The sequence below is a fragment of the Tsukamurella pulmonis genome (genome assembly GCF_900103175.1).
Classification (GTDB): domain Bacteria; phylum Actinomycetota; class Actinomycetes; order Mycobacteriales; family Mycobacteriaceae; genus Tsukamurella; species Tsukamurella pulmonis.
In genome coordinates, this window is record NZ_FNLF01000002.1 from 4,292,676 (window position 1) to 4,316,111 (window position 23,436).

20 protein-coding genes are annotated in these 23,436 nt (G+C 71.9%); 6 read left to right on the forward strand and 14 right to left on the reverse strand.

All coding sequences use genetic code 11. The features are described from left to right. Positions 1–2: 2 nt before the first annotated feature. Complete coding sequence (locus BLQ62_RS21245; RefSeq protein WP_133298735.1) at positions 3–443, reverse strand: hypothetical protein; 441 nt, start codon at positions 441–443, stop codon at positions 3–5. A 115-nt stretch (positions 444–558) separates the two neighbouring features. Between BLQ62_RS21245 and BLQ62_RS21250 the strand changes: the two genes are divergently transcribed. The 3 genes from BLQ62_RS21250 to BLQ62_RS21260 all read left to right on the forward strand — a co-directional run bounded on the left by BLQ62_RS21250 (position 559) and on the right by BLQ62_RS21260 (position 2,184). Further along, positions 559–945, forward strand: a complete 387-nt coding sequence (locus BLQ62_RS21250; protein ID WP_068531174.1) for a YidH family protein — start codon at positions 559–561, stop codon at positions 943–945. Beyond that, the gene (locus tag BLQ62_RS21255) at positions 942–1,202 is read left to right on the forward strand and encodes a DUF202 domain-containing protein (protein WP_068531171.1); all 261 of its coding nucleotides are present in this window, start codon (positions 942–944) and stop codon (positions 1,200–1,202) included. Before BLQ62_RS21250 ends, BLQ62_RS21255 begins: the two co-directional genes overlap by 4 nt. Positions 1,203–1,269: 67 nt before the next feature. Then, the gene (locus BLQ62_RS21260; RefSeq protein ID WP_068531426.1) at positions 1,270–2,184 is read left to right on the forward strand and encodes an aminoglycoside phosphotransferase/kinase family protein; all 915 of its coding nucleotides are present in this window, start codon (positions 1,270–1,272) and stop codon (positions 2,182–2,184) included. A gap of 72 nt (positions 2,185–2,256) precedes the next feature. Here BLQ62_RS21260 and BLQ62_RS21265 read toward each other — a convergent pair whose 3' ends face one another. Both BLQ62_RS21265 and BLQ62_RS21270 read right to left on the reverse strand, forming a co-directional pair. Next, positions 2,257–2,631 (reverse strand): PPOX class F420-dependent oxidoreductase, encoded by a 375-nt coding sequence (locus BLQ62_RS21265; RefSeq protein ID WP_068531169.1) that lies wholly within the window; start codon positions 2,629–2,631, stop codon positions 2,257–2,259. Further along, the gene (locus tag BLQ62_RS21270; protein ID WP_068564137.1) at positions 2,628–3,656 is read right to left on the reverse strand and encodes an alpha/beta fold hydrolase; all 1,029 of its coding nucleotides are present in this window, start codon (positions 3,654–3,656) and stop codon (positions 2,628–2,630) included. Before BLQ62_RS21270 ends, BLQ62_RS21265 begins: the two co-directional genes overlap by 4 nt. 104 nt (positions 3,657–3,760) lie before the next feature. On the opposite strand from BLQ62_RS21270, the gene BLQ62_RS21275 reads away from it, so the two are divergent. After that, on the forward strand, positions 3,761–5,221 hold the full coding sequence (locus BLQ62_RS21275) for an FAD-dependent oxidoreductase (RefSeq protein WP_068564135.1): 1,461 nt from the start codon (positions 3,761–3,763) through the stop codon (positions 5,219–5,221). A gap of 55 nt (positions 5,222–5,276) precedes the next feature. Here BLQ62_RS21275 and clpB read toward each other — a convergent pair whose 3' ends face one another. From clpB to BLQ62_RS21290, 4 genes are all read right to left on the reverse strand, one after another. Beyond that, on the reverse strand, positions 5,277–7,829 hold the full coding sequence (gene clpB, locus BLQ62_RS21280; RefSeq protein ID WP_068564134.1) for an ATP-dependent chaperone ClpB: 2,553 nt from the start codon (positions 7,827–7,829) through the stop codon (positions 5,277–5,279). 106 nt (positions 7,830–7,935) lie between these two features. Continuing rightward, on the reverse strand, positions 7,936–8,100 hold the full coding sequence (locus BLQ62_RS23940) for a hypothetical protein (protein WP_156483174.1): 165 nt from the start codon (positions 8,098–8,100) through the stop codon (positions 7,936–7,938). Positions 8,101–8,170: 70 nt separating this feature from the next. Beyond that, positions 8,171–8,815, reverse strand: a complete 645-nt coding sequence (locus tag BLQ62_RS21285) for an SGNH/GDSL hydrolase family protein (protein ID WP_160126295.1) — start codon at positions 8,813–8,815, stop codon at positions 8,171–8,173. 89 nt (positions 8,816–8,904) lie between these two features. Continuing rightward, positions 8,905–9,948 carry an SGNH/GDSL hydrolase family protein gene (locus BLQ62_RS21290; RefSeq protein ID WP_068564130.1) on the reverse strand — a complete coding sequence of 348 codons (1,044 nt, stop codon included), beginning with the start codon at positions 9,946–9,948 and terminating at the stop codon, positions 8,905–8,907. 221 nt (positions 9,949–10,169) lie between these two features. On the opposite strand from BLQ62_RS21290, the gene BLQ62_RS23570 reads away from it, so the two are divergent. Next, positions 10,170–11,264, forward strand: coding sequence for an FAD-binding oxidoreductase (locus tag BLQ62_RS23570; RefSeq protein ID WP_139184270.1), 1,095 nt, complete (start codon positions 10,170–10,172; stop codon positions 11,262–11,264). A gap of 24 nt (positions 11,265–11,288) precedes the next feature. On the opposite strand, the gene BLQ62_RS21310 is transcribed toward BLQ62_RS23570, so the two are convergent. The 6 genes from BLQ62_RS21310 to BLQ62_RS21335 all read right to left on the reverse strand — a co-directional run bounded on the left by BLQ62_RS21310 (position 11,289) and on the right by BLQ62_RS21335 (position 20,390). Beyond that, positions 11,289–11,684, reverse strand: coding sequence for a heat shock protein transcriptional repressor HspR (locus BLQ62_RS21310; protein ID WP_068531149.1), 396 nt, complete (start codon positions 11,682–11,684; stop codon positions 11,289–11,291). Further along, the gene (dnaJ, locus tag BLQ62_RS21315; RefSeq protein ID WP_068531146.1) at positions 11,681–12,904 is read right to left on the reverse strand and encodes a molecular chaperone DnaJ; all 1,224 of its coding nucleotides are present in this window, start codon (positions 12,902–12,904) and stop codon (positions 11,681–11,683) included. The genes BLQ62_RS21310 and dnaJ overlap by 4 nt, the downstream gene beginning before the upstream one ends. A 17-nt stretch (positions 12,905–12,921) precedes the next feature. Then, entirely contained in the window at positions 12,922–13,500 is a 579-nt protein-coding gene (gene grpE, locus BLQ62_RS21320; protein ID WP_068531142.1) for a nucleotide exchange factor GrpE, read from the reverse strand. Then, a complete protein-coding gene (gene dnaK, locus BLQ62_RS21325) occupies positions 13,500–15,353 on the reverse strand; it encodes a molecular chaperone DnaK (protein WP_068564128.1) in 1,854 nt (617 codons plus the stop codon). Before dnaK ends, grpE begins: the two co-directional genes overlap by 1 nt. Positions 15,354–15,855: 502 nt before the next feature. Further along, positions 15,856–18,186, reverse strand: a complete 2,331-nt coding sequence (gene lon / locus BLQ62_RS21330; protein WP_068531137.1) for an endopeptidase La — start codon at positions 18,184–18,186, stop codon at positions 15,856–15,858. A gap of 191 nt (positions 18,187–18,377) precedes the next feature. After that, positions 18,378–20,390 carry a heavy metal translocating P-type ATPase gene (locus tag BLQ62_RS21335; RefSeq protein WP_068531134.1) on the reverse strand — a complete coding sequence of 671 codons (2,013 nt, stop codon included), beginning with the start codon at positions 20,388–20,390 and terminating at the stop codon, positions 18,378–18,380. A gap of 68 nt (positions 20,391–20,458) precedes the next feature. Between BLQ62_RS21335 and crtI the strand changes: the two genes are divergently transcribed. Beyond that, the gene (gene crtI, locus BLQ62_RS21340; protein ID WP_068564126.1) at positions 20,459–21,940 is read left to right on the forward strand and encodes a phytoene desaturase family protein; all 1,482 of its coding nucleotides are present in this window, start codon (positions 20,459–20,461) and stop codon (positions 21,938–21,940) included. 62 nt (positions 21,941–22,002) lie between these two features. On the opposite strand, the gene BLQ62_RS21345 is transcribed toward crtI, so the two are convergent. Beyond that, positions 22,003–23,346: a DHA2 family efflux MFS transporter permease subunit gene (locus BLQ62_RS21345; protein ID WP_139184271.1), complete on the reverse strand. Its 1,344-nt coding sequence runs from the start codon at positions 23,344–23,346 to the stop codon at positions 22,003–22,005. Positions 23,347–23,436 lie beyond the last annotated feature (90 nt).

Consider the following 23,436-nt stretch of genomic DNA (forward strand, 5'->3'; position numbering starts at 1 on the left):
ATTCACCCGACGGACGGCGTACCGGCGACCGAGATCTGACCGGCGTAGATCGCGAGCGCCGACTTCCCATCGGTGCTCACCTGGATGATGACCACGTCGCCGACCGCGAGATCGGACAGCGTATTGCCGTGCGTGGTCGTGACCTGGGTATCGGTATCCGTCCGCAGGACGACGGTGCCGCCGTCGGGCGCGGAGCGCACCGTGATCGCCTTCTCGTCGAGGGACAGGACCGCGCCGATGACCTCCCGACCGGGGGTGATCGCGACGGACCGCTGGTCGCTCACGGAGACCCCGGCGGACTGCGCCGCGGGCTGGATGCGGCGGGATCCCAGGTCGGAGGACACGTGCAGCGCATACGCGAGGCCCGCACCGACGACGCCGATACCGAGCAGGCACAGGATCACCGCGGGCCACGGGCCACGGGCGCGAGCGCCTCCGCCCACCGCGACCACCTCCTCGCGTGCGTTCCGACTTCATCCTGCGCGCCGTCCAGCGCATCCTGCGCGAACCTATTCGCCGTGTCTGAGACTGGCCTGTGAATGCGGCGGGCGAATGTCTATGCACCCCGCTAGCGTTGTCGGCGTGGGACGACTCTGGCCGCCGCGCGCCCTCACCGATGGTGAGGCGCCGGACGCACGGTTCACCTTGGCGAACGAGCGGACCTTCCTCGCATGGATCCGGACCTCACTCGGGCTGGTCGCCGCGGCCGTCGGCCTCGAGGCCTTCGCGCCGCACGTCGTGCCCTCGCCGGTGCGGACGCCGCTCGTCGTGCTGCTACTGCTCGTCGCCGCCGCCCTGGCCGGCTACGCCTTCGCCCGGTGGCTCCGGGTCGAGGGCTCGATGCGCACCGGCCGCGCTCTGCGCGGCTCCCCCGCGACGCTGGTCCTGTCCGCCCTGATCGTGCTGGCCGGCATCGTCCTGGCCGTCTCGCTGCTGGTGACATGAGCACGCCCGCACCGTCGACGCTCGCGGCCGAGCGCACCTGGCTCGCGCGCGTGCGCACCGCGGTCGCGCTGGTGCTGACCTGCGCGATCGTCGCGCGGGCCGCCCTCGAGGCGCGGCCCGCGGCGGCGCTCGTGTGCCTGGTGGTGGCCGTCGCCGCCGTCGCGACGCTGCGGCTGCGCCCGCCGCTCGCGCACCTGGTGCTCGCCCTGGCGGCGGCGGCCCTCGCCGCGGTCGGTCTGCTCACCGTCGCGCCGTGAGTCCTGCGCCCCGGCATTTCCTTCGACATCCCGCGAGGAATCGGACATCATGGCCCGCGTGAACGAGATGACCGACGCCGCCCGCGCCGCCCGCACCGCCTCCGCCGTCGACGCCGCTGTCGCGGCAGCTCGGGAGCTGGGCCTCGAGGTCACCGACGCGGCGGTGCTGCACGACCTGTTCTCCGTGGTGGTGCGCCTGGAGCCGGCACCCGTCGTGGTCCGCATGCCGACGGTGCTGCCGGCGACCGAGACCCTCGCATCCCTCGCGCGCCGGCAGTCCGACGAGCTGGCGGTGACCGCCTGGCTCGCCGAACGCGGGGTGCCGGTGTTGGAGCCGTCGCCGCTGGTCCCGGCGCGGCCGGTGCAGCGCGACGGGTTCTCGATGACTTTCTGGGCGTACGTCGAGGAGGCCGCCGCCGAGCCCGACTACGCGGCGAACGCCGAACGCACCGCCGCCCTGCACACGGCGCTGCGCGAGTACCCGGGCGAACTGGGCTTCCTCGCGACGGCCGATCCGGACGGCGTCGACGCGCATCTCGATCTCCTCGCCGGCCGCCCCGACCTGTTGCCCGCCGAGGACGTGGCCCGCGCTCGGGAGCAGTGGGCCGGGCTCGCACCGGCGGTCCGTTCCCGCGCCGCGTTCGAGGCCCGCTTCCCGGGCGTGGAGCTGCAGCCCGTGCACGGCGACTGCCCGCCGGCCAACATGTTCACCGGCGTCGACGGCCTGCGGTACGCGGACTTCGAGCTGATCACCCTCGGCCCCGTCGAGTGGGATCTGGCGACGCTCGGGCCCGAGCTGGCGGCCGCCTACGACCGCGGCGCAGCCGCCGCCGGTGTCCGCGGCCTGCGCCCCGACGTGCTGGAGTTCGTGGACGCCGTCGGGATGCTGCGCGCGATCACCGCGCTGGCCCTGGTCCCGCAGCTGCCGGAGCTGGCCGGCTACCTGCAGCCCGTCGTGGAGCAGTGGCGCGGTATGCGCTGACCGAAACCGGGCCGATTCTCGATCAGGATCGATATGCGCCATCCTGATCGAGAATCGGCGCGGTTTCGGACGTCATGCGGCGTCGCGCACCCGGATCCCGACGGTGCCGCCCGCGCCGCGGCGGATCTTGGACCCGGTGACGGTGAGCCGGCCCAGCACGCCGTACTTCTTCGCGATCTTCGACCCGGCCTCGCCGCCGTCGACGATCTCGCCGGTGCCGGCGACCTCGGGGCCGGTGGTCTTCTTCCCGCGGGCGTCGCAGGCCTGGACCAGCACCGACGGGTTGCGCCGCAGCCGCTTGACCTTCCAGGAGTCGGCGACGGTCCACACCACGAGATCGGCGCCGTCGCGGACGGCCCACAGCGGGGTGGCGACGGGGGTGCCGTCCTTGCGGAAGGTGGTCAGCAGGACGTACTTGGCATCGGCGACGTCGGCGACGGAGGTCATAGCCCCAGCGTAACCGGGTAGGACGCGGGGACGCTGCGGGCGATCCAGCCCGCGATCGCGGCGCTGACCTCGGCGGGCTTCTCCTCCCCCATCCAGTGCCCGGAGTCGACGATCACCTCGGTGAGGTCGGTGCACGCCGCGCGCATGGGCTCGGCGAGGCGCGTGCCCACGGTGTCGAGCGTCGCGTCGTAGCGGCCGTGCAGGAACAGCGCGGGCACATCGATCCGGCCGTCGTTCAGCTCGGTCTTCGCGTACTCGGCATCGGCGGGGCTGTTGACGTACCAGGAGTTGGGGCCGGCCATGCCGTTCCGCTCGAAGGCCGCGACGTAGACGGCGTGGTCCTCGGGCGTGAGCACCGCCGGGTCCAGCGGCAGCCGCGGAACGGGGCCGCCGCCGAACCAGCCGCCGTTGCGGGTGACCAGCGCGGTGGGCGCCGGGCCCTCGAGGTGGCGCGGGTCGCCGCTGCGGAACAGCGCCGCGACCAGGCCGGACAGGTCGCTCTCGAACTGGGCGGTGGCCTCGTCGAAGGACTTGAGGTAGTGCACCTGGTAGTCCCACTGGCCGTACGGGTACTCGTCGGCGGGGTACTTGTCGCGGTCGATGAGGTCGAAGGGCGTCGGCCCGCCCGACGGGAAGTGCGGCACGTTGAGCGCGGCGACGGCATCGACGACCTCGGGATGGTGGGTCGCGATGTTCCACACCACGGGCCCGCCCCAGTCGTGCCCGATCCAGATCGCACTCTCCCGGCCGAGCCCGGCGAGCAGCTCCAGCATGTCGGTCACGGCCTCCTCGCGCCGGTAGTCCGACTTCTCGGGATGCACCGTCGACGATCCGTAGCCGCGCATGTCCGGCGCGACGCACCGGAAGCCGAGGGCGCCGAGCGCCCGCAGCTGGTGCCGCCAGGTGTGGCCCAGCTCGGGCCAGCCGTGCACGAAGACCAGCAGCGGACCGTCGGCCGGGCCGGAGACGAGGTAGGAGGTGGTGTGCCGAGCGGTCCGCACGACGTGCGGCGTCAGGGTCGTCATGACTCCACCCTGACACGTCGCGGCACCGGGAGCGGAGGAAGCGGGCCTGATCCACACGGCGCGGGCCCCTTGCCCCCGCGCCGTCGGCGGCACAGTATCGAGACATGCCCCACGTGATCGTCCAGAACTGCTGCAACGACGCCTCGTGCGTGCCGGAGTGCCCGGTGGACTGCATCCACCCGACGCCCGAGGAGCCCGGCTTCGCCACCGCCGAGATGCTCTACATCGATCCCGACGTGTGCATCGACTGCGGCGCCTGCATCGACGCCTGTCCGGTCTCGGCGATCACGACGGACTACGAGCTCACGGAGGAGATGGCGCCCTTCGAGGAGATCAACGCCGACTACTACCGGGCAGTCGGTTCGGCGGCCGACCTGGACCACCCCTACACCGATCCGCAGCTCGGCCGGCGCCGCCCGCCCGACGGTGCCGAGACGCTGCGGGTCGCGGTGGTGGGCGCGGGCGCGGCGGGGCACTACGCGGTGAGCGAACTGCAGAACCGCATCGACGTGCGGTGCGAGATCGACGTCTACGAGCGCCTGCCGGAACCCGGCGGCCTGGTGCGCTTCGGCGTGGCCCCCGACCACGCGTCCACCAAGAAGGTGCAGGAGCAGTTCGCCGCCGCGCGGGGCCGCAACGACGTCAGCGTGCACCTCGGGGTGGCGGTCGGCGAGGACGTCACCCACGAAGAGCTGGCCCGCACGCACCACGCCGTGATCTACGCGGTCGGTGCGCTGCACGGGCGGCCGCTGCCGCTGCCCGGCGGCGGCCTTCCGGTCGTCGCGGCCGCCGCCGACTTCGTGGCCTGGTACAACGGCCATCCCGATCTCGCGGGTCGCCGCTTCGACCTGTCCCACGAGCGGGTCGTGGTGCTGGGCAACGGCAACGTCGCGCTCGACGTCGCGCGGGTACTCACCGCCGACCCCGAGGTCTTCGTCGGCACGGACATGTCCGACGAGGCCGTCGAGGCCCTGCGCGCCTCGCACGTGCGGGAGGTGGTCGTCCTCGCCCGACGGGGACCGGACCACGCCGCCTTCACCGCGCCCGAGCTGGTGGGCTTGGCCCGCGCGGTGCCGGTGGTGGTGGATCCCTCCGACCTCGAGAACCTCGACGCCGAGCCCGCGGATCCGCAAGCGGCGCATTATGTCCGGCAGAAGCTGGCGCTGCTGCGCGGCCTCGCCGGGACGAGCCCGGCCGAAGGCCGCCGGGTGGTGCTGCGGTTCGGCACGCGGCCCACGGCGATCACCGCCACCGACGACGGCGCGTCCGTCGCCTTCGACGACCACGGCACGGAGTCGAGCCTCGACTGCGGCCAGGTGCTCGCGGCGATCGGCCTGCGCGGCACCGCCGTTCCCGGACTGCCCTTCGACGAGGCGGGCGGGGTCATCCCCAACGCCGACGGGCGGGTCCTGGGCGACGACGGTGCGCCGCTGCCCGGCGTGTACGCCTCCGGCTGGATCAAGCGCGGCGCCACCGGCGTGATCGGGACGAACCGCTACGACGCCCGCGGCACCGTCGACGCGGTGGTCACCGACTTCCACGAGGGTCTGCTGACCGCGGAGTGAGAAACACGAAAGCGGGCGCGACCGTGGTGGTCGCGCCCGCTCTCGTCGGGTGGGACTAGGCGATGATCAGCCGGTCGCCGTCGGGCGAGAGGGTGACCTTCACCGTGTCGCCGTCGCGGACGTCGCCCGCGAGCAGCGCCTTGGCGAGCTGGTCGCCGATGGCCTGCTGCACCAGGCGGCGCAGCGGCCGGGCGCCGTAGAGCGGGTCGAAACCGCGCTCCGCGAGCCAGCCCTTGGCCTCGTCGGAGACCTCGAGCTCGAGCCGCCGCTGGGACAGACGCTTGCGCAGCTGGTCGAGCTGGATGTCGACGATGCCGGTCAGCTGGTCCGAGCTCAGCGCATCGAAGATCAGCACGTCGTCGAGCCGGTTGATGAACTCCGGCTTGAACTTCGCGCGCACCGCGGCCATCACCTGCTCGGGCGTGCCGCCCGCGCCGAGGTTCGACGTGAGGATCAGGATGGTGTTGCGGAAGTCCACCGTGCGGCCCTGACCGTCCGTCAGGCGACCCTCGTCGAGCACCTGCAGCAGCACGTCGAAGACGTCCGGGTGCGCCTTCTCGACCTCGTCGAACAGCACCACCGTGTAGGGGCGGCGCCGCACGGCCTCGGTCAGCTGGCCGCCGGCCTCGTAGCCGACGTACCCGGGAGGCGCGCCGACGAGCCGTGCGACGGAGTGCTTCTCGCCGTACTCGGACATGTCGATGCGCACCATCGCGCGCTCGTCGTCGAAGAGGAACTCCGCGAGGCCCTTCGCCAGCTCCGTCTTACCCACGCCCGTGGGGCCGAGGAACAGGAACGAGCCCGTGGGCCGGTTCGGGTCCGCGACGCCGGCGCGGGTGCGGCGCACCGCATCCGAGACCGCGGTGACCGCGGCCTCCTGGCCGATGACGCGCTTGCCGATCTCCGACTCCATGCGCAGCAGCTTCGCCGTCTCGCCCTCGAGCATGCGGCCGGCGGGGACGCCGGTCCAGGCGGAGACCACGTCGGCCACGTCGTCGGGGCCGACCTCCTCCTTGAGCATGACCTCGCCGTCGGAGGCGGCACCCGACGTGGCGACGGCCTCGTCGAGCTGCTTCTCCAGCGCGGGGATCTGCCCGTAGCGCAGCTCCGCGGCCTTACCGAGGTCGCCGTCGCGCTCGGCGCGCTCCGACTCGCCCTTCAGCGTCTCGAGCTGCTCCTTGAGCGAGCGCACCGAATCGATGGCGCCCTTCTCGTTCTGCCAGCGCGAGGTGAGCTGGGCCAGCTTCTCCTTGTGGTCGGCGAGCTCGCCGCGCAGCTTCTCCAGGCGGTCCTTCGACGCGTCGTCGGACTCCTTGGACAGCGCCATCTCCTCGATCTCGAGGCGACGGACCAGCCGCTCCTCCGCGTCGATCTCCTCGGGGCGCGAGTCGATCTCCATCCGCAGGCGCGAGGCGGCCTCGTCGACGAGGTCGATCGCCTTGTCCGGCAGGAAGCGCGAGGTGATGTAGCGGTCCGACAGCGACGCTGCGGCGACCAGCGCGGAGTCGGTGATGCGCACGCCGTGGTGCACCTCGTAGCGCTCCTTGAGGCCGCGCAGGATGCCGACGGTGTCCTCCACGCTCGGCTCGCCGACCAGCACCTGCTGGAAGCGGCGCTCGAGCGCGGCGTCCTTCTCGATGTACTGGCGGTACTCGTCGAGCGTGGTGGCGCCCACGAGCCGCAGCTCGCCGCGCGCCAGCATCGGCTTGATCATGTTGCCCGCGTCCATCGCCGAATCGCCGGTGGCGCCGGCGCCCACGATGGTGTGCAACTCGTCGATGAAGGTGATGATCTGCCCGGAGCTGGCCTTGATCTCGTCGAGCACGGCCTTGAGCCGCTCCTCGAACTCGCCGCGGTACTTCGCGCCGGCGACCATGGAGCCGAGGTCGAGCGAGACGACGGTCTTGTCGCGCAACGACTCCGGCACGTCACCGTCGACGACGCGCTGGGCCAGGCCCTCCACGATCGCCGTCTTGCCGACGCCGGGCTCGCCGATGAGCACCGGGTTGTTCTTCGTGCGACGGCTCAGCACCTGGACGACGCGACGGATCTCGTTGTCGCGCCCGATGACCGGGTCGAGCTTGCCCTCGCGGGCCCGCGCGGTGAGGTCGGTCGAGTACTTCTCGAGCGCCTGGTACTGGCCCTCGGGATCCTGCGACGTGACCTTCGCGCTGCCGCGGACGGCCGTGAAGGCCTCGCGGATCGCCTCCGGTGACGCACCCGCGGAGGTGAGGACCTGCGCGGCCTCGCCGCCGGCCTTCGACAGCCCGTAGAGCACGTGCTCGGTCGAGACGAACTGATCGCCCATCTCGGTGGCGAGCTTCTGCGCCTCACTGATCGACGCGATGGACTCGCGGCTCAGCTGCGGCGTGGTGGTGGAGCCGCTGGCCTTCGGCTTGCGGTCCACGTTCTCCTGCGCACGGTTGCGCACGGTGACGGGATCGACGCCGACCGCCTTGAGCAGCGGGGCGGCGATGCCGTCGGTCTGGTCGAGCAGCGCCACCAGCAGGTGCGCCGGAGAGATCTCCGGGTTCCCCGCGGCGGACGCCGCCTGCAGGGCCGAGGTCAGCGCGGCCTGCGTCTTGGTGGTGGGCTGGAACGAATCCACGTACTTCCTCCTGGACGTCTCGAACACTTCTCAAGCAACCTGAGCCATCTGCGCTCAAGTATGCCTTCTGAGTCCTTCAACGCGCAGAACCTTGAGTCTGTTCCGCTCAACTCGTTCGGAGATGCATGACCGCCATCACAGCCCCGACCATGCGCGCCGCACCCTGCCCGAACAGCGGCAGCTCGACGGCGGCGTGGGCCACGGCGGGCGCCGGGAGCACGACCATCAGGGCCGCCAGGGTCGCGGCCGTGCGCCGCCGGGTGAGGTTCACGGGAGAACCGTATGCGGCGGGCGGGGCCTCCGCCCTGACGCGCGCACCCGTTCCGGGGGTGGTCCCAGCTCTACCCCGCGGCGTCGGCGAGCGCCGCGACGCGCTCGGCGAGCTTCTGGTGGGTCGCGGCGTCGGGGTGCCCGTCACTGCTCGATCCGTAGACCCAGCCCTCGCTGAGCGGGGAGATGACGGAGACCGAGGGATCGACGGCGCGGGCGGCGCCCACGATGGCGGCCTCGGTGGCGCGGGCGTCGGGGCCGCTGCCGTGCACCGTCGGGAAGACGGTGATGAGCGCGATCCTGGCGTTCGGCGCCTGCTGGCGCACCGTCGTGATCACCTGTCGCGCGCGGGTGTCGATCGCGGAGGTGGACGCGCCCACGTCGTTCGAGCCCGCCTGCACCACGACGAGTGCGGGGTTGCGCTCAGTCAGCTTCGCGGCCTGCGTCAGCCCGGCGATGGAGCCGTCGGCGTAGCCCGCGCCGCTGCGGGCGCTGAGGTAGACCGAGCGGCGCTCGATGGCGCTGATCATCCGCGGGTAGGCCACGACGCCGGCGACCTCGTAGCCCGTCGAGATCGAGGCCCCGATCACGACGATGGGCCGGCCGTCGGACTCCCGCGGGGCGGACGCGGGCTCGGCGGCGACGGCGCCCGCCCCGACCGACGCGATCACCACGGCTCCGATTCCGGCCAATACCCCGAAACGCGACACGCTCATGCCGACATCTTGACACACCATTCGTCACATGAGTAACTTCCGTGATCTTTCATCACGGATGCAACAGGGGAAACGTCGATGTGCGGCGATCAGCCGATGCCTGCGATGCGCTCCGCGAGCCGCTCGTGGGCCGCGGCGCCGGGGTGCCCGTCGCTCGCGGCGCGGTAGGTCCAGCCCTCGTCGAGCGGCGAGATGACGACGACGCCGGGGTCCACCGAGCGGGCGGCGTCGATGATCGCCGTATCCGTGGCGTGGGCCGCGGTGCCGCGGTGGATCGACGGGAAGACGGTGACCACGGCGATCTTCGCGTTCGGGGCCTGTCGGCGCACCGTCCCGACGACCTGCCGGACCTGGCCCGCGATCACCGTCGGCGACGCACCGACGTCGTTGGTGCCCGCCTGCAGCACCACCAGCGACGGGTTGCGCGCCGGCAGGTCCGCCGCCCGCGTGAGGCGGCCCATGGAACCGTCGGCGTATCCGGCGCCCACGCGGGCGCTGACGTAGACGTTGCGGCCGGACATCGCGCCCACCTGGCGCGGGTAGGCGGCGGGCGCGGAGACGGCCTTGCCCGAGGAGACGGAGGCCCCGATCACCACGACGCTGCGCCGGTCGGTGCGGGTCCCGCCCCGGGGCGCGGGCTTGGGCGCGACGGCGCGGCGGGCCTCGGCCACGCGCACGCCGGGCCGCACCGCTGCGACGGGTGCCGCGGCGCGGTGGATCGCGGCGGGCCGGGTGGCAGGCGCCGGCCGGACGGCGGGCGCCGGCCGGGCGGCGGGCGCAGGCGTCTGGGCGACCGCGGTTCCGGGGGCGGCGGCGACGCGTTCGGCGGCGACGGGCCCGCGGGCGGCGGGCTTCACAACAACGGGTGCGGCGACGCGCTTCACAACAGTGGGTGCGCCCGCGGACGACTGTGCGTGCGCGACGGGGATCGCGGCGCCGGGCTGCGCGGCGCCCGTGCCGGGATCGGCGGAGGCCGCGGCGATCGCGAACGGTGCGCAGGCGATGCCCGCCCCCAGGGCGATCCCGAGCCCCCATCGACGCAGGTGGCGACTGTTCCGCGGGGCGACCATCAGACGGACCTCTCTCGGATCGAGGTGGAGCACGGGCGGCACGCCGACGGTCGCGGAATGCACAGGACGAACCCGCGGCGCGATGCCGCGGGCTCCGAGGAGGAATCTACTCGAACCACCCGCCGGCCCGGCCGACCGACCCGCGGGTTCCGCGTCCCCTCTGCCATCGCAACGCGACGTACCATGGAGCGGTCCGAAGCAGGGTTCGACGAGGCGGGAGCAGAGCGGCAGTGGGTGCGCACGCGCGGCACGGTCTTGCCCAGATCGCGGCCGATCTCAGGCCCGTGGCCGACGACTTCACCAAGGGGCTCTTCGCGCGACTGTTCGCGATGGACCCGTCCCTGCGCGATCTCTTCCCCGCGAACATGGCGGGCCATCGCGCCACCTTCCTGCGCGTGCTCGACCACGTCTTCACCTCGATCCCCAAGACCGAGGGGCACGACGAGCTGATCGAGTTCCTGGCCCAGCTCGGACGCGATCACCGCAAGTACGGCGTCACCGAGGAGCACTACGCGACGATGTCGGCGGCGATCGTGGCCGAGGTGCACGCGGTGTACGAGCCCCACGGCGGGCTCGACGAGGACGACGCCGCGGTGCTCGAACACGGCGTGCAGTTGCTCACCGGGGTCATGCGCGGCGGCGCCCACTCCGATCCCACGCCGGCCCTCCGCACGGCCACCGTCGTCGACGTGCTGCGGCCGCACCCGGGCCTGTCGGTGGTGCGGCTCGTCGCCGATGAGCCCCTGCTGTTCCGGCCCGGCCAGTACGTCGAGACCCAGATCCCGCAGATGCCGCGGATGTGGCGCCCGCTGTCGCTGGCGATGCCGCCGAACACGCAGGGGCAGTTGGAGTTCCACATCCGCGCGGTGCCGGGCGGCTACCTCTCGAGCACCGTCTTCGGCGAGACCCGCGCGGGCGACGTGTGGAAGTTCGGGCAGGTCCACGGGCTCCTGCGGCCCGACGGTGACCGTCCCCTCACGATGATCGCCGGCGGCACCGGCCTGGCCCCGATGAAGTCGATCCTGCTGGCCATGGCCATGAACGCGAACAACCCCGACGTGCACCTCCTGGTGGGGGCGCGATCGCCGGGGTTGCTCTACGACTCGGATTCGCTGGCGCCGCTCGCGGCCACGAACCCGTGGCTGCGGGTGACGCAGGTGACGGATGCGCGGCAGGATCCGTGGTGGCTCAAGCGGCCCGCCACCGGCCACCGCGCCCTGCCGCTGCGGCACGGATCGCTGGTCGATGCGATGTCCGACCTGGATCTCACCGGACACCGGGTGCTGATCGCGGGGCCGAAGGGCCTGCTGCGCGCCGCCCGCGAGGCCGCGGTGGCGCGGGGCGCCGATCCGCAGGACGTGGTGCACGACCCGCTCTGAACCCTCGCGGGCGCGCCGCGCCGATCAGGGGCGGCGGCGCGTACGGGGCTGCCAGACGACCATGGCGGAGGACTTCGGCACATGCACGAGTTCGCCACCGCGGCGGACGTTCTCGACCTGCGCCGAGAGTTCCTCGACCCGGCGCTGCAGGGCGTCGACCTGGTTCGTCAGGTCGATGATCCGCTTGATGCCGGCGAGGTTGACGCCCTCGTCCTGCGAGAGGCGCTGCACCTCGCGCAGCAGGTCGACGTCGCGCGAGGAGTAGCGCCGACCCCCGCCCGCCGACCGCTCGGGCGTCACGAGCCCGAGCCGGTCGTACGTGCGGAGGGTCTGCGCATGCATCCCCGCGAGCTGCGCAGCCACCGAGATCATGAACACGTGGGCGTCCGGATCGTCGGGGAACTGCTGGTCGCCGTTCATCGCTGCACCGCACCGCTTCCGGCCCAGCCGCTCCGCGGATCGAAGCCCGCGGCGCGCTCGGCCTCGGCGTAGGCGCGCAGCGCCTCCTGGGCCCGCTCGTCGAGCGTGCCCGGCACCGCGACCTGCACCTTGACGAGCAGGTCGCCGTGACCGCCCGCCCGCTTCGGCACTCCGCGGCCGCGCACCCGCAGGGTGCGCCCGTCGGTGGTGCCGGCCGGGATCTTCACGCCCACCGGCTGTCCCAGCGTGGGGACGGTGACGGTGGCGCCCAGCGCCAGCTCCGAGAAGCTGACGGGCAGGGTGACGAGCAGGTCGTCGCCGTTGCGGGTGAAGACCTCGTCGGCGCTGACGTGCACGGTGACGAACAGGTCGCCCGAGGGCGCCCCGCGCATCCCCGCCTGCCCCTGGCCGGCCAGGCGGATGCGCTGGCCGTCCTTGACGCCGGGCGGGATCTTCACGTTCACCGTGCGGGTGCGCACGGTGACGCCGGTGCCGTTGCAGTCGGTGCAGGGATCGTCGATCACCGAGCCGCTGCCGCGGCAGTCCGGGCACGGCTCGGAGAAGCTGAACGCGCCCTGGTTCCGGCTCACGAGCCCGGAACCGTTGCACGACTGGCACACCCGCGGGCTGGTGCCCGGCTTGGCGCCGGACCCGTGGCAGGTGGTGCACGGGGACGGCGAGGTCAGCGTGATCGGCGTGGTCACGCCCAGCGTGGCGTCGCGGAAGCCGAGCGTCAGCTCGGACTCCAGGTCGCTGCCGCGGCGCGGCCGCGTGGGCTGCGGGCCGGGGCCCTGTCCCGCGCCGCCACGGTTGAACAGACCCTCGAAGATGTCCCCGAAGCCGCCACCACCACCGTTGCCGGCGGCCGCACCGTCGAAGATGTCCGAGAACGAGAACCCGCCCGAACCGCCGCCGGTGTTGCCGAAGCCGCCACCACCGCCGAAGCCGCCGCCACCCGGGGCGCCGGAGCCGAAGCGACCGCCGCCGAACAGGCGCCGCGTCTCGTCGTACTCCTTGCGCTTGGCCGGATCGGAGAGCACGGCGTGCGCCTCGGAGACCCGCTTGAACCGCTCCTCGGCCTGCGTGTTGCCCGGATTGGCGTCCGGATGCAGCTCACGGGCCAGCTTGCGGTAGGCCTTCTTGATCTCGTCGGCACTCGCACTGGAGCTGACGCCCAGCTCCTTGTAGAAGTCCTGTTCAACCCATTCCCTCTGTGCCACTGGGCATCACCTCCTTTCTATGTCTCGTCCTGCGCGGATTCACCCTGTGCATCCGCCGGGCGATCCTTGACGGCGACCATCGCGTTACGGATCACCTTGCCATCGATCTGATATCCCTGGCGCAGAACCGTTCCCAGAACGGGATCGGCACCGTCGCCCTCATGCTGCACGGCCTCGTGGATGGCGGGGTCGAACTCGTCGCCCTCCACGCCGAAGGACTCCAGGCCCAGGGCCTTGAGCACGCCGTCGAGCTTGTCGGACACGGACTTCAGCGGCCCGGCCTCGAGATCGCCGTGGCTGCGCGCCCGGTCCAGATCGTCCAGGACCACCAGCAGCTCGCCCACCACGAACGCCTTGCCCGCGGCGCGGGCGTCCACGACGTCGCGCGCCGTGCGCTTGCGGTAGTTGGCGAACTCGGCCGAGACGCGCTGCAGATCGGCGGTCAGTTCCGCCTCCTTGCTCGACGCCCCGTCCTCGACGACCTCGGCTTCGGCCGTGTCGTCCGGCCCGGCCGGGGCCGCGGCGGAATCCTCCGCCGCGACCTCCGACTCCGGGCTCACCTCATCCGGCTCCACCGGATTCTCGGGGCTCGTCATTACTTGGCGTCCTTCGTGTCCTCGTCGACGACCTCGGCGTCCACGACGCCGTCGTCCTGCTGGGCGCCGGCCTCGGCACCGTCGGCCCCCGGAGCGCCGGCCTCAGCGGCACCGGCCTGCGCGTACAGCGCCTGGCCCAGCTCCTGCGACTCGGTGGAGAGCTTCTCGACGGCGGCCTTCACGGCGGCGATGTCGGTGCCCTGCAGGGCCTCGTTCGCCTCCTTGATGGCGGCCTCCACCTTCTCCTTGTTCTCGGCCGGGACCTTGTCCTCGTTCTCCTTGAGGAACTTCTCGGTCTGGTTGACCAGCGACTCGGCCTGGTTGCGGGTCTCCGCCTCCTCGCGGCGAGCCTTGTCCTCCGAGGCGTGCGCCTCGGCGTCCTTGATCATCCGATCGATCTCCTCCTGCGACAGACCGCTGCCGTCGGAGATCTTGATGGTGTTCTCCTTGCCCGTGCCCTTGTCCTTCGCGGTCACGTGCACGATGCCGTTGGCGTCGATGTCGAAGGTGACCTCGATCTGCGGCACGCCGCGCGGCGCCGGCGCGATGCCGGTCAGCTCGAAGCTGCCGAGCAGCTTGTTGTGCGCGGCGATCTCACGCTCGCCCTGGAAGACCTGGATCTGCACGGACGGCTGGTTGTCGTCGGCCGTGGTGAAGGTCTCGGACCGCTTGGTGGGGATGGTGGTGTTGCGCTCGATGAGCTTGGTCATCACGCCGCCCTTGGTCTCGATGCCGAGGGACAGCGGGGTGACGTCGAGCAGCAGCACGTCCTTGACCTCGCCGCGCAGCACGCCGGCCTGCAGGGCGGCGCCGACGGCGACGACCTCGTCCGGGTTGACGCCCTTGTTGGGCTCCTGGCCGCCGGTGAGCTCCTTGACCAGCTCGGTCACGGCGGGCATACGGGTGGAACCACCGACGAGCACGACGTGGTCGATGTCGCTCACGGAGATGCCGGCGTCCTTGATGACCGCCTGGAAGGGCTTGCGGGTGCGCTCGAGCAGGTCGCCCGTGATCTTCTGGAACTCGCTGCGCGAGAGGTTCTCATCCAGGAAGAGCGGGTTCTTGTCCGCGTCGACCGTGATGTAGGGCAGGTTGATCGAGGTGCTCTGGCCCGAGCTCAGCTCGATCTTCGCCTTCTCCGCGGCCTCGCGCAGACGCTGCATGGCCATCTTGTCCTTGGTGAGGTCGATGCCGTGCTGCGCCTTGAACTTCTCGACGAGCCAGTCGACGACGCGCTGATCCCAGTCGTCACCGCCGAGCTCGTTGTCGCCCGAGGTCGCGCGGACCTCGACGACACCGTCGCCGATCTCCAGCAGCGAGACGTCGAAGGTACCGCCACCGAGGTCGAAGACCAGGATGGTCTGCTCCTTCTCGCCCTTGTCCAGGCCGTACGCGAGCGCGGCGGCGGTGGGCTCGTTGACGATGCGGAGCACGTTCAGGCCCGCGATCTGGCCGGCCTCCTTGGTGGCCTGGCGCTGCGCGTCGTTGAAGTACGCGGGGACCGTGACGACGGCGTCGGTGACGTCCTCGCCCAGGTAGGCCTCGGCGTCGCGCTTGAGCTTCATCAGCGTGCGGGCGCTGATCTCCTGGCTGGTGTAGTCCTTGTCGTCGATCTTCTGCGTCCAGTCGGTGCCGATGTGGCGCTTGACCGAGCGGATGGTGCGGTCGACGTTCGTGACGGCCTGATTCTTGGCGGGCTGACCCACCAGGACCTCACCGTTGCGCGCGAAGGCCACCACCGAGGGGGTGGTCCGCGAGCCCTCGGCGTTCGCGATCACGACCGGGTCGCCGCCCTCGAGGACAGCGACGCACGAGTTGGTGGTGCCGAGGTCGATGCCTACTGCACGTCCCATATTGATTTGCCTCCTGATAGTTCTGCTACAGATCAGACTTCAGCGCCCCCGACTCAAGGGGCGAACGACTCCGTTCTACCTCATTGAGTGTGCTGCGCTCAAGTAGTACGTCATGTCCAACGGGCGACCGGACGGGAATGTTCCCGGATTCGGGAAAAAGTTGAGCGCGTGTCACTCAAGGCTCGTTCTCCCTGGTCACGTCGCCTGACGGTGCCGGTGACATCCGGTACGTCCCCCGCGACGGTGCCCCGCCGCACCGCGGGGGAATCCCCGGGTTCGACTGGGTAGTTCCACGGATCCGCAGGGCGCCGACAGCGAGTGGACTGGATTCCTCCTCACTGCGCTCGCAGCCGCGTCGAGCTGACCGCGGCCGAGCACGCGCGGGCACGCCGGGCAGAAAGCTCGTCCCGCACGCCGGCTCTCCCCGCCCGACGCCGTCTCTCTTACGTGAAACGCCGAGCGGGCGGGCCGCCGAAGCGACCCGCCCGCACCGTCGAACCCGCTAGGCCGCGACCTGAGCGCTCTCCGTCACCGGCTCGAGCGCCTGCGCGACGATCTCCGCCACGTCGACCATCGGCTTCACCTCGAGCGCGTCCAGCACCTCGGCCGGGACGTCGTCCAGGTCGGGCTCGTTGCGCTGCGGGATGAACACCGTGGCCAGACCGTTGCGCTGTGCGGCCAGCAGCTTCTGCTTGACGCCGCCGATGGGCAGCACCCGGCCGTTCAGCGTGACCTCGCCGGTCATGCCGACGTCACTGCGCACGCGCCGCCCCGTCAGCATCGACACCAGCGCGGTGACCATCGTGACGCCCGCCGACGGCCCGTCCTTGGGGACGGCGCCGGCCGGGAAGTGGATGTGCACCGTCCCGTTGAGGGCATCGGCGTCGATACCGAAGTCCGCGGCGTGCGCCTGCACGTACGACAGGGCGATCTGCGCCGACTCCTTCATCACGTCGCCGAGCTGGCCGGTGAGCTTGAGCTCGGGCCCGCCCTCGCCGGGCGTGTGCAGCGCCTCGATGAACAGGACGTCGCCGCCCATGCCCGTCACGGCCAGACCCGTTGCGACACCGGGCACCTCGGTCCGCTCGGCCGTCTCCGGGGTGAACCGGGGCCGGCCCAGGTAGCCCTGCAAGTCGTCGACGCCCACGACGGTGGCCGCCTCGCCGGAGGACTGCTCCACCGCGACCTTGCGCAGCGCCTTGGCGAGCAGCCGCTCGAACTGCCGCACGCCCGGCTCGCGGGTGTAGTTCGCGGCGATCTCGCGCAGCGCCTCGTCGGTGACGGTCACCTCGTCGGCGGTCAGCGCCGCCCGCTCGCGCTGCCTCGGGACCAGGTAGTCCCGGGCGATGGCGACCTTGTCGTCCTCGGTGTACCCGTCGAGGGTGACCAGCTCCATGCGGTCGAGCAGCGCCGACGGGATGTTCTCCACCACATTGGCCGTCGCGAGGAAGACCACGTCGGACAGGTCCAGATCGAGGTCGAGGTAGTGATCGCGGAAGGTGTGGTTCTGCGCGGGATCGAGCACCTCGAGCAGCGCCGCCGCGGGATCGCCGCGGTAGTCGGAGCCCACCTTGTCGATCTCGTCGAGCAGCACAACAGGATTCATCGACCCGGCCTCGCCGATCGCGCGCACGATCCGCCCCGGCAGCGCGCCGACGTAGGTGCGCCGGTGCCCGCGGATCTCCGCCTCGTCACGCACGCCGCCGAGGGCCACGCGCACGAACTTGCGCCCCAGCGCGCGGGCGACGGACTCGCCCAGCGAGGTCTTGCCCACGCCGGGAGGGCCGGCGAGCACCATCACGGCGCCCGAGCCGCGTCCGCCGACCAGCGACATCCCGCGCTGCGACCGGCGCGACCGCACGGCCAGGTACTCGACGATGCGGTCCTTCACATCCTCGAGACCGTGATGGTCTGCGTCGAGGATCGCCCGCGCACCGGGCAGATCGTCCGAGTCCTCGGTCGTGACGTTCCACGGCAGGTCGAGCACGGTGTCGAGCCAGGTGCGGATCCAGCCCGCCTCGGGGCTCTGGTCGGTGCCGCGCTCGAGCTTGCCCACCTCGCGCAGCGCGGCCTCGCGGACCGTCGACGGAAGGTCGGCGGCCTCGACGCGCGCACGGTAGTCGTCGGAGCCCTCGGGCTCCCCCTCGCCCAGCTCCTTGCGGATGGCGGCCAGCTGTTGGCGGAGCAGGAACTCCTTCTGCTGCTTCTCCATTCCGTCGCGGACGTCGGAGGCGATCTTGTCGCTCACCTCGGTCTCCGCGAGGTGCGCACCGGTCCAGTCGACGAGCAGCTGCAGCCGTGCGTCGACGTCGGCGGTCTCGAGCAGCTCGCGCTTCTGCTCGTTCGTCAGCCACGACGAGTAGCCCGACGTGTCCGCCAGCGCGGCGGGATCGGTGAGCTTGTTGACGGCGTCGATGACCTGCCACGCCTCGCGGCGCTGCAGCATCGCGAGCACGACCTTCTTGTACTCGGCGGCCAGCTCGCGGGTGCGCTCGGTGACCGGAGTCTCGTCGACCAGGTCGACCTCGACCCACAGCGCCGCACCCGGTCCGGTGGTGCCGGAACCGATGTGGGCGCGCTGCTCGCCGCGGAGCACCGCGACGTACTCGGACTGGCCGGGCACGCGCCCGACCTGCACGATCGACGCCACGACGCCGTGCGTCGGGTAGCGGTCGTCCAGGCGCGGGGCGATGAGGAGCTTGCCGCGCTCGCTGCTGCGGCCGGCGTCGACCGCGGCCTGCGCGGCGTCGTCGAGGGTGATCGGCACGACCATGCCGGGGAGCACCACGAGATCGGGGACGAAGAGAACGGGCAGTGAGATCTGCTCAGACATGGGACCTCCGAAGTTCAGTCTGTCCCGCTCAACGTCGACGCCTAGCCCGGTTGTTCCGGCCGTTCGCCGTCAGCGAAAGCCGACCGCGACAGCCGGTTTCAGATCGCCCGCCACACGGTGGGGCATGGACGAGAAGTTCGGTCATCCGTCCCCACGATCGTGAAGACGAATGACCGAACGTCTGGCGTCGATCAAGCGACGGCGGCCTCTCGTGCCGGGCGCGCCTCGTGCTCCACCCCGTCGTGCTCCTTCCCCACCTCGAACCGCAGCAGCCGCAGGGCGTTCGCCACGACGATCAGAGTCGAGCCCTCGTGGATGAAGACCACAGGCCCCATCGGCATCCCGAGGAAGGTGACGATCACCAGGAAGACGACGATGCCGAGCGCGGCGATGAGGTTCTGCCGGATGATCCGGCTGGTCTGCCGGCTCAGCCGCACTGCGAAGGGCAGGCGCCCCAGGTCGTCGCTCATCAGCGCGACGTCGGCGGTCTCCAGCGCGACGGCGGAACCGGCGGCGCCCATGGCGATCCCGACGTCGGCCTGCGCCATCGCGGGCGCGTCGTTGACGCCGTCGCCGACCATGGCGCACCGTCGGGCATCGGAGCCGGAGAGCCCGCGCACCTGGGTCACCTTGTCCTCCGGGAGCAGGCCGCCGAGCGCGCGGTCGACGCCGACCTCGCGGCCCACCGCCTCCGCCACCTGCTGGTGGTCGCCGGAGATCATCACGATGTCGGACATGCCGGTTTCACGCAGCCGGTCGAGTACCTGGCCGGCCTCCCGGCGGGGCGTGTCCATCACGCCGATCACGCCGAGGAACCGGCCGCCGCGGCGCACGATCATCAGCGTGCGGCCGGCGGCCTGCAGCCGCTCGACGTCCGCGGCGACCGCGCCCTCGAGCGCGATGCCCGCGTCGGTGAAGAGGCGCTCGTTGCCGATCTCGACGCCGTCCCCGTCGACCAGGGCGCGGATGCCGCGACCGGTGACGGACTGCAGGTCGGAGGCGACGAGCACCGTCGACGTGCGGGCGGCGACGGCCTCGGCGACGGCGGCCGCGAGGGGGTGGTCGGAGAGCTTCTCGACGGCGAGCGTGGTCGCGAGCAGCTCGTCGAGCTCGACGCCGGGCGCGGCGACGGTGTCGGTGACCCGCGGCTCGCCCCAGGTCAGGGTGCCGGTCTTGTCGAAGGCGATCGACGTGACGCGGCCGAGCGTCTCGAGCGGCGCGCCGCCCTTGACCAGCACGCCGGCGCGGGCGGCGCGCGCGACGCCGGCCAGCACGGCCGACGGGGTGGCGAGCGCGAGCGCGCAGGGGCTCGCGGCGACGAGGACCGCCATCGCGAGGTAGAAGGCGTCGTCGAAGGGGTTGCCGAGCGCGAAGAAGCCGACAGCGAAGACGCCGATGACGAAGGCGATCACCGCCGGGACGTAGATCCGCTGGAACTTGTCGAGGAAGCGCTGCGTGGGCGACTTCGCCTGGTCGGTGGACGCGACGAGCTCGACGACCTTGCTCAGCGTCGAGTCCTTGGCGAGCGCGGTGACCTCCACGACGAGCGCGCCGGAACCGTTGACCGTGCCCGCGAAGACCTTGTTCTCGTCGGCGACGCGGCCGGTGCGGGCGGGGTCGAGCGGCTCCTTCTCCACCGGCATCGACTCGCCGGTGACCGCGCTCTGGTCGATCGCGGAGCGCCCGTCGACGACCACCCCGTCGGAGCTGACGCGCGCGTTGGGGCGGATCAGTACGAGGTCGCCGACGGCGACGTCCTCCACCTGCCGGTCGACGTACTCGCCCGCGGTGGTCGACGGTCCGCCGACGTGCACCAGCGCGGTGCGGGGCGCGAGGCCGGCGAGGGCTTCGATCGACTTGGACGCGCGGGCCAGCGCGAACTCCTCCAGCGCGTGGCCGAGGCTGAACAGGAACAGCAGCACCGCGCCTTCGGCGAACCGTCCGATGGAGGCGGCGCCGATCGCCGCGACCAGCATGAGGAAGTCGACCTCGAACTTGCCGTTCAGCGTGGATTTGATCGCGGAGCGGATGGTGAAGAAGCCGCCGAAGAAGTAGGTGGCGAGGAAGAGGGCGGTGCCGACGTCGGGCAGCTTCAAGGCGTACTCGGCGATCATGCCCGCGGTGTAGGTGACGCCCGAGGCGATGGCGAAGCCGATCTCCCACCGCGCCGAGTGGCCGGATTCGTGGTCGTGTTCTGCGCTCATGGCCTGAGCGTATGTCACATATGCATACATTGCAATATGTTGTTCCACGGAGTTCCTAGACTCATCCCGTGCACATCGGAATCATCGGGGCGGGTCTGTCCGGGCTGTCGGCGGCGCTGCATCTACTCGGCGCGGGCCATCGGGTCACGGTCGTGGAGCGGTCGGTGCAGGTCGGCGGGCGTGCCGGGACCGTCGTCGTGGGCGGGCACCTCGTCGATCCGGGCGCCAGCGTGCTGACCATGCCGGAGCTGGTCTTCGACGCGCTCGCGGCCGGCGGCCTCGAGCGGGCGGCCGCCGACGACGAGCTGGACCTGCTCCCGGTGACGCCCGCCTACGCGGGCCGCTTCCCTGCGCTCGACGCCGGGAGCGGAACGAGTGGGTCCGATCGCGACGGAATGCCGCCGAGCGTGCTGCACGTGCCGGACGACCTCGCCGTGGACGAGCACATGCGCTGGCAGGAGGCGATGTTCGACGCGGCCTACGAGCGGTTCATCGGCGGCGATGCCGCGTGGCGCTCGTACGCGAACCCGCGCGACCTCGCGGCGTTGGGCCGGCTGGTGCGGCTCGGCGCACTGCGCTCGATGCAGCACCAGGTGGATCGCCGCGTCGACGACGTCCGCGCCCGCCGCATGCTCACCTTCCAGGCGCTCTACGCGGGCGTCGCCCCGTCGGCCGCGCGGGCGGTGTACGCGGTGATCTCGCACATGGACGTCGGCCTGGGCGTCTGGTACCCGCGCGCCGGCATGGGCCGGGTCGCAGAGGTGATGGCGCGACAGGTCGAGCGGGGCGGCGGCACCGTCCTGCTCGGGCACGAGGTCCTCGGCCTCGACGGCCGTCGCGGACACGTGACGGGCCTGCGGGCCCGCTCGGCGGACGGCGTGCGGCAGCTCGCGCTCGACGGCGTCGTCCTGACCGCGGACGCCCCGATCACCGACCGACTGATCGCTCCGCTGGGCGGACGGGCGCCGCGGCGGGTGCGGCTGTCACCGTCGGCGGTGGTCGCGCACCTCGACGTGGATCCGGACCTGCAGGAGCACTGGCCGACGCAGGCGCACCACACGCTGGACTTCGGTGTCGCGTGGGAGCGGACCTTCGCCGAGATCACCGCGACGCGGGGCCGCGGGCGGCTCATGAGCGACCCGTCGTTCCTGATCACGCGACCGTCGATCACCACGGGCGAGCCCGGCCCGGTGAGCGTGCTCGCGCCCTGCCCCAACCTGGAGTCCGCGCCCCTGGAGTGGGACGCGATCGGCGGGGACTACCTGCGCGACGTACTGCGGACGCTGGCCGGCCGCGGCTACCGCGGGATCGACTCCGCCGAGGTGCTACGGCTGGACACGCCGGCGGACTGGGCACGACAGGGGATGTCCGCGGGCACCCCGTTCGCCGCGGCGCACACGCTCACCCAGACCGGCCCGCTGCGGCGCCCGCAGCGCGTTCCGGGGCTCGAGAACGCGGTGCTGGCCGGGTCGATGACGCATCCCGGTGTCGGCGTCCCGCCCGCATTGATCTCCGGCCGGTTGGCGGCGCAGGCGCTCGGTTCCTCGTGAAACCGGCCGAATTCTCGTTCACGAGGGACGATTCGGCTTCGTGACGAAGAATTCGGCCGGTTTCACGAGCGCAGCGCCGCCGCGGCGGCCAGGGCGGCCAGGCAGATGCCCGCCGCGAGCGCCAGGGCCCCGGACAGCGCGCCGTGCGCGAGCACCGCAGCGACCGCGGCCGCACCGAACGCCGAGCCCAGCTGCCGCGCCGTGTTGAAGGCCCCCGCGCCGGCTCCGACCAGGTCGCGCGGCAGCTCGGACGTGGCGAGCAAGGACAGCGGGCCCCACATCATCGCGCTGCCCACGCCGACCACGGAGGCCGGCAGGACCAGCCACCCGGGCGGCATCTCCGCAGCCACGACCACGACGAACAGCCCGAGCCCGAGGCCGCAGACGGCGAGCCCCGTCGACAGCACGCCGCGCGGGTCGCGCCTGCGCAGCGAACGTCCGACTCGTGGCGCGAGCAGAGCGGACACGAGGGCCGTCGGCGCCAGCAGCAGCGCGGCGCCGCCCGGGGAGACGCCGTGCCGGGCCTGCGCGTACAGCGTCGCCGGGAAGACATAAGCGGTGACCCATGCGCCCGCGAGCAGGTTGACGCCCGACGACGCGGCGAAGCTGCGGATGCGGAAGAGCCGCAGCGGCACCAGTGCGCCGTCGCCGCGCCGACGCTGCCACACCAGGAAGACGACGGTGCCCGTTCCTCCCGCCGCCAGCGCCAGCCACGGCGCCGCGCCGGGTCGCCCCGACTCCTGCAGGCCCAGGATCAGCCCGAGGACCGCAGCCGCCGACAGCACGGATCCCGGCAGGTCGAGGCGGCGCGACGTCGTGACCGATCGGGGCACGTAGCGCAGAGTCATCACGATGCCGGCGAGGCCGACGGGGACGTTGAGCCAGAACACCCACCGCCAGCTCGCGAACTCGGTGAGCACGCCGCCGAGGAGCGGGCCGGCGAGCGTCGCGATGCCGGTGATCGCGCCCCACACGCCGAGGGCGGCGCCGCGGGTCTCCATCGGGAAGACGAGAGTGATGATCGCCATGACCTGCGGCGTCATGAGCGCAGCGCCGAACCCCTGGACGACGCGCAGTGCCACCAACACGCCGAGAGTCGGCGCGAGACCGCAGGCCAGGGAGGCGAGCACGAAGACGGTGAGGCCGAGCAGGTACATCCGGCGGTGCCCGAAGCGGTCGCCGAGGCGGCCGCACAGCAGCATCGGGACGGCGAAGGCGAGGAGGTACGCGGACGAGACCCACAGCACCGACCGAACGTCGGTGTGCAGACCCTCCATGAGACGGACGGTGACGACGGACAGCGCCGTCGCGTCGACCAGGATCATGACGTAGCCGAGGGCGAGCGCGCCCAGCGCGGGCCACCGATCAGCGGAGACGGGGGTGGTGACGGGCGTAGAGGTACGCAAGGAAGAGACTCCTGACACGGGAGGCAAGGATGGGAGGCATCCGTCGGCGCCGCACAGCGCGCCGACACGCGTCAAGAGATCATGAGCGAC

What these genes read in the sequence shown, in the direction of transcription:
- BLQ62_RS21250 (WP_068531174.1), top strand. Translation starts at nt 559, where the DNA reads ATGCACCCCGCTAGCGTTGTCGGCGTGGGACGACTCTGGCCGCCGCGC.
- BLQ62_RS21255 (WP_068531171.1), top strand. Translation starts at nt 942, where the DNA reads ATGAGCACGCCCGCACCGTCGACGCTCGCGGCCGAGCGCACCTGGCTC.
- BLQ62_RS21260 (WP_068531426.1), top strand. Translation starts at nt 1,270, where the DNA reads ATGACCGACGCCGCCCGCGCCGCCCGCACCGCCTCCGCCGTCGACGCC.
- BLQ62_RS21265 (WP_068531169.1), bottom strand. Translation starts at nt 2,631, where the DNA reads ATGACCTCCGTCGCCGACGTCGCCGATGCCAAGTACGTCCTGCTGACC.
- BLQ62_RS21270 (WP_068564137.1), bottom strand. Translation starts at nt 3,656, where the DNA reads ATGACGACCCTGACGCCGCACGTCGTGCGGACCGCTCGGCACACCACC.
- BLQ62_RS21275 (WP_068564135.1), top strand. Translation starts at nt 3,761, where the DNA reads ATGCCCCACGTGATCGTCCAGAACTGCTGCAACGACGCCTCGTGCGTG.
- BLQ62_RS21285 (WP_160126295.1), bottom strand. Translation starts at nt 8,815, where the DNA reads ATGAGCGTGTCGCGTTTCGGGGTATTGGCCGGAATCGGAGCCGTGGTG.
- BLQ62_RS21310 (WP_068531149.1), bottom strand. Translation starts at nt 11,684, where the DNA reads ATGAACGGCGACCAGCAGTTCCCCGACGATCCGGACGCCCACGTGTTC.
- grpE (WP_068531142.1), bottom strand. Translation starts at nt 13,500, where the DNA reads ATGACGAGCCCCGAGAATCCGGTGGAGCCGGATGAGGTGAGCCCGGAG.
- dnaK (WP_068564128.1), bottom strand. Translation starts at nt 15,353, where the DNA reads ATGGGACGTGCAGTAGGCATCGACCTCGGCACCACCAACTCGTGCGTC.
- lon (WP_068531137.1), bottom strand. Translation starts at nt 18,186, where the DNA reads ATGTCTGAGCAGATCTCACTGCCCGTTCTCTTCGTCCCCGATCTCGTG.
- BLQ62_RS21335 (WP_068531134.1), bottom strand. Translation starts at nt 20,390, where the DNA reads ATGAGCGCAGAACACGACCACGAATCCGGCCACTCGGCGCGGTGGGAG.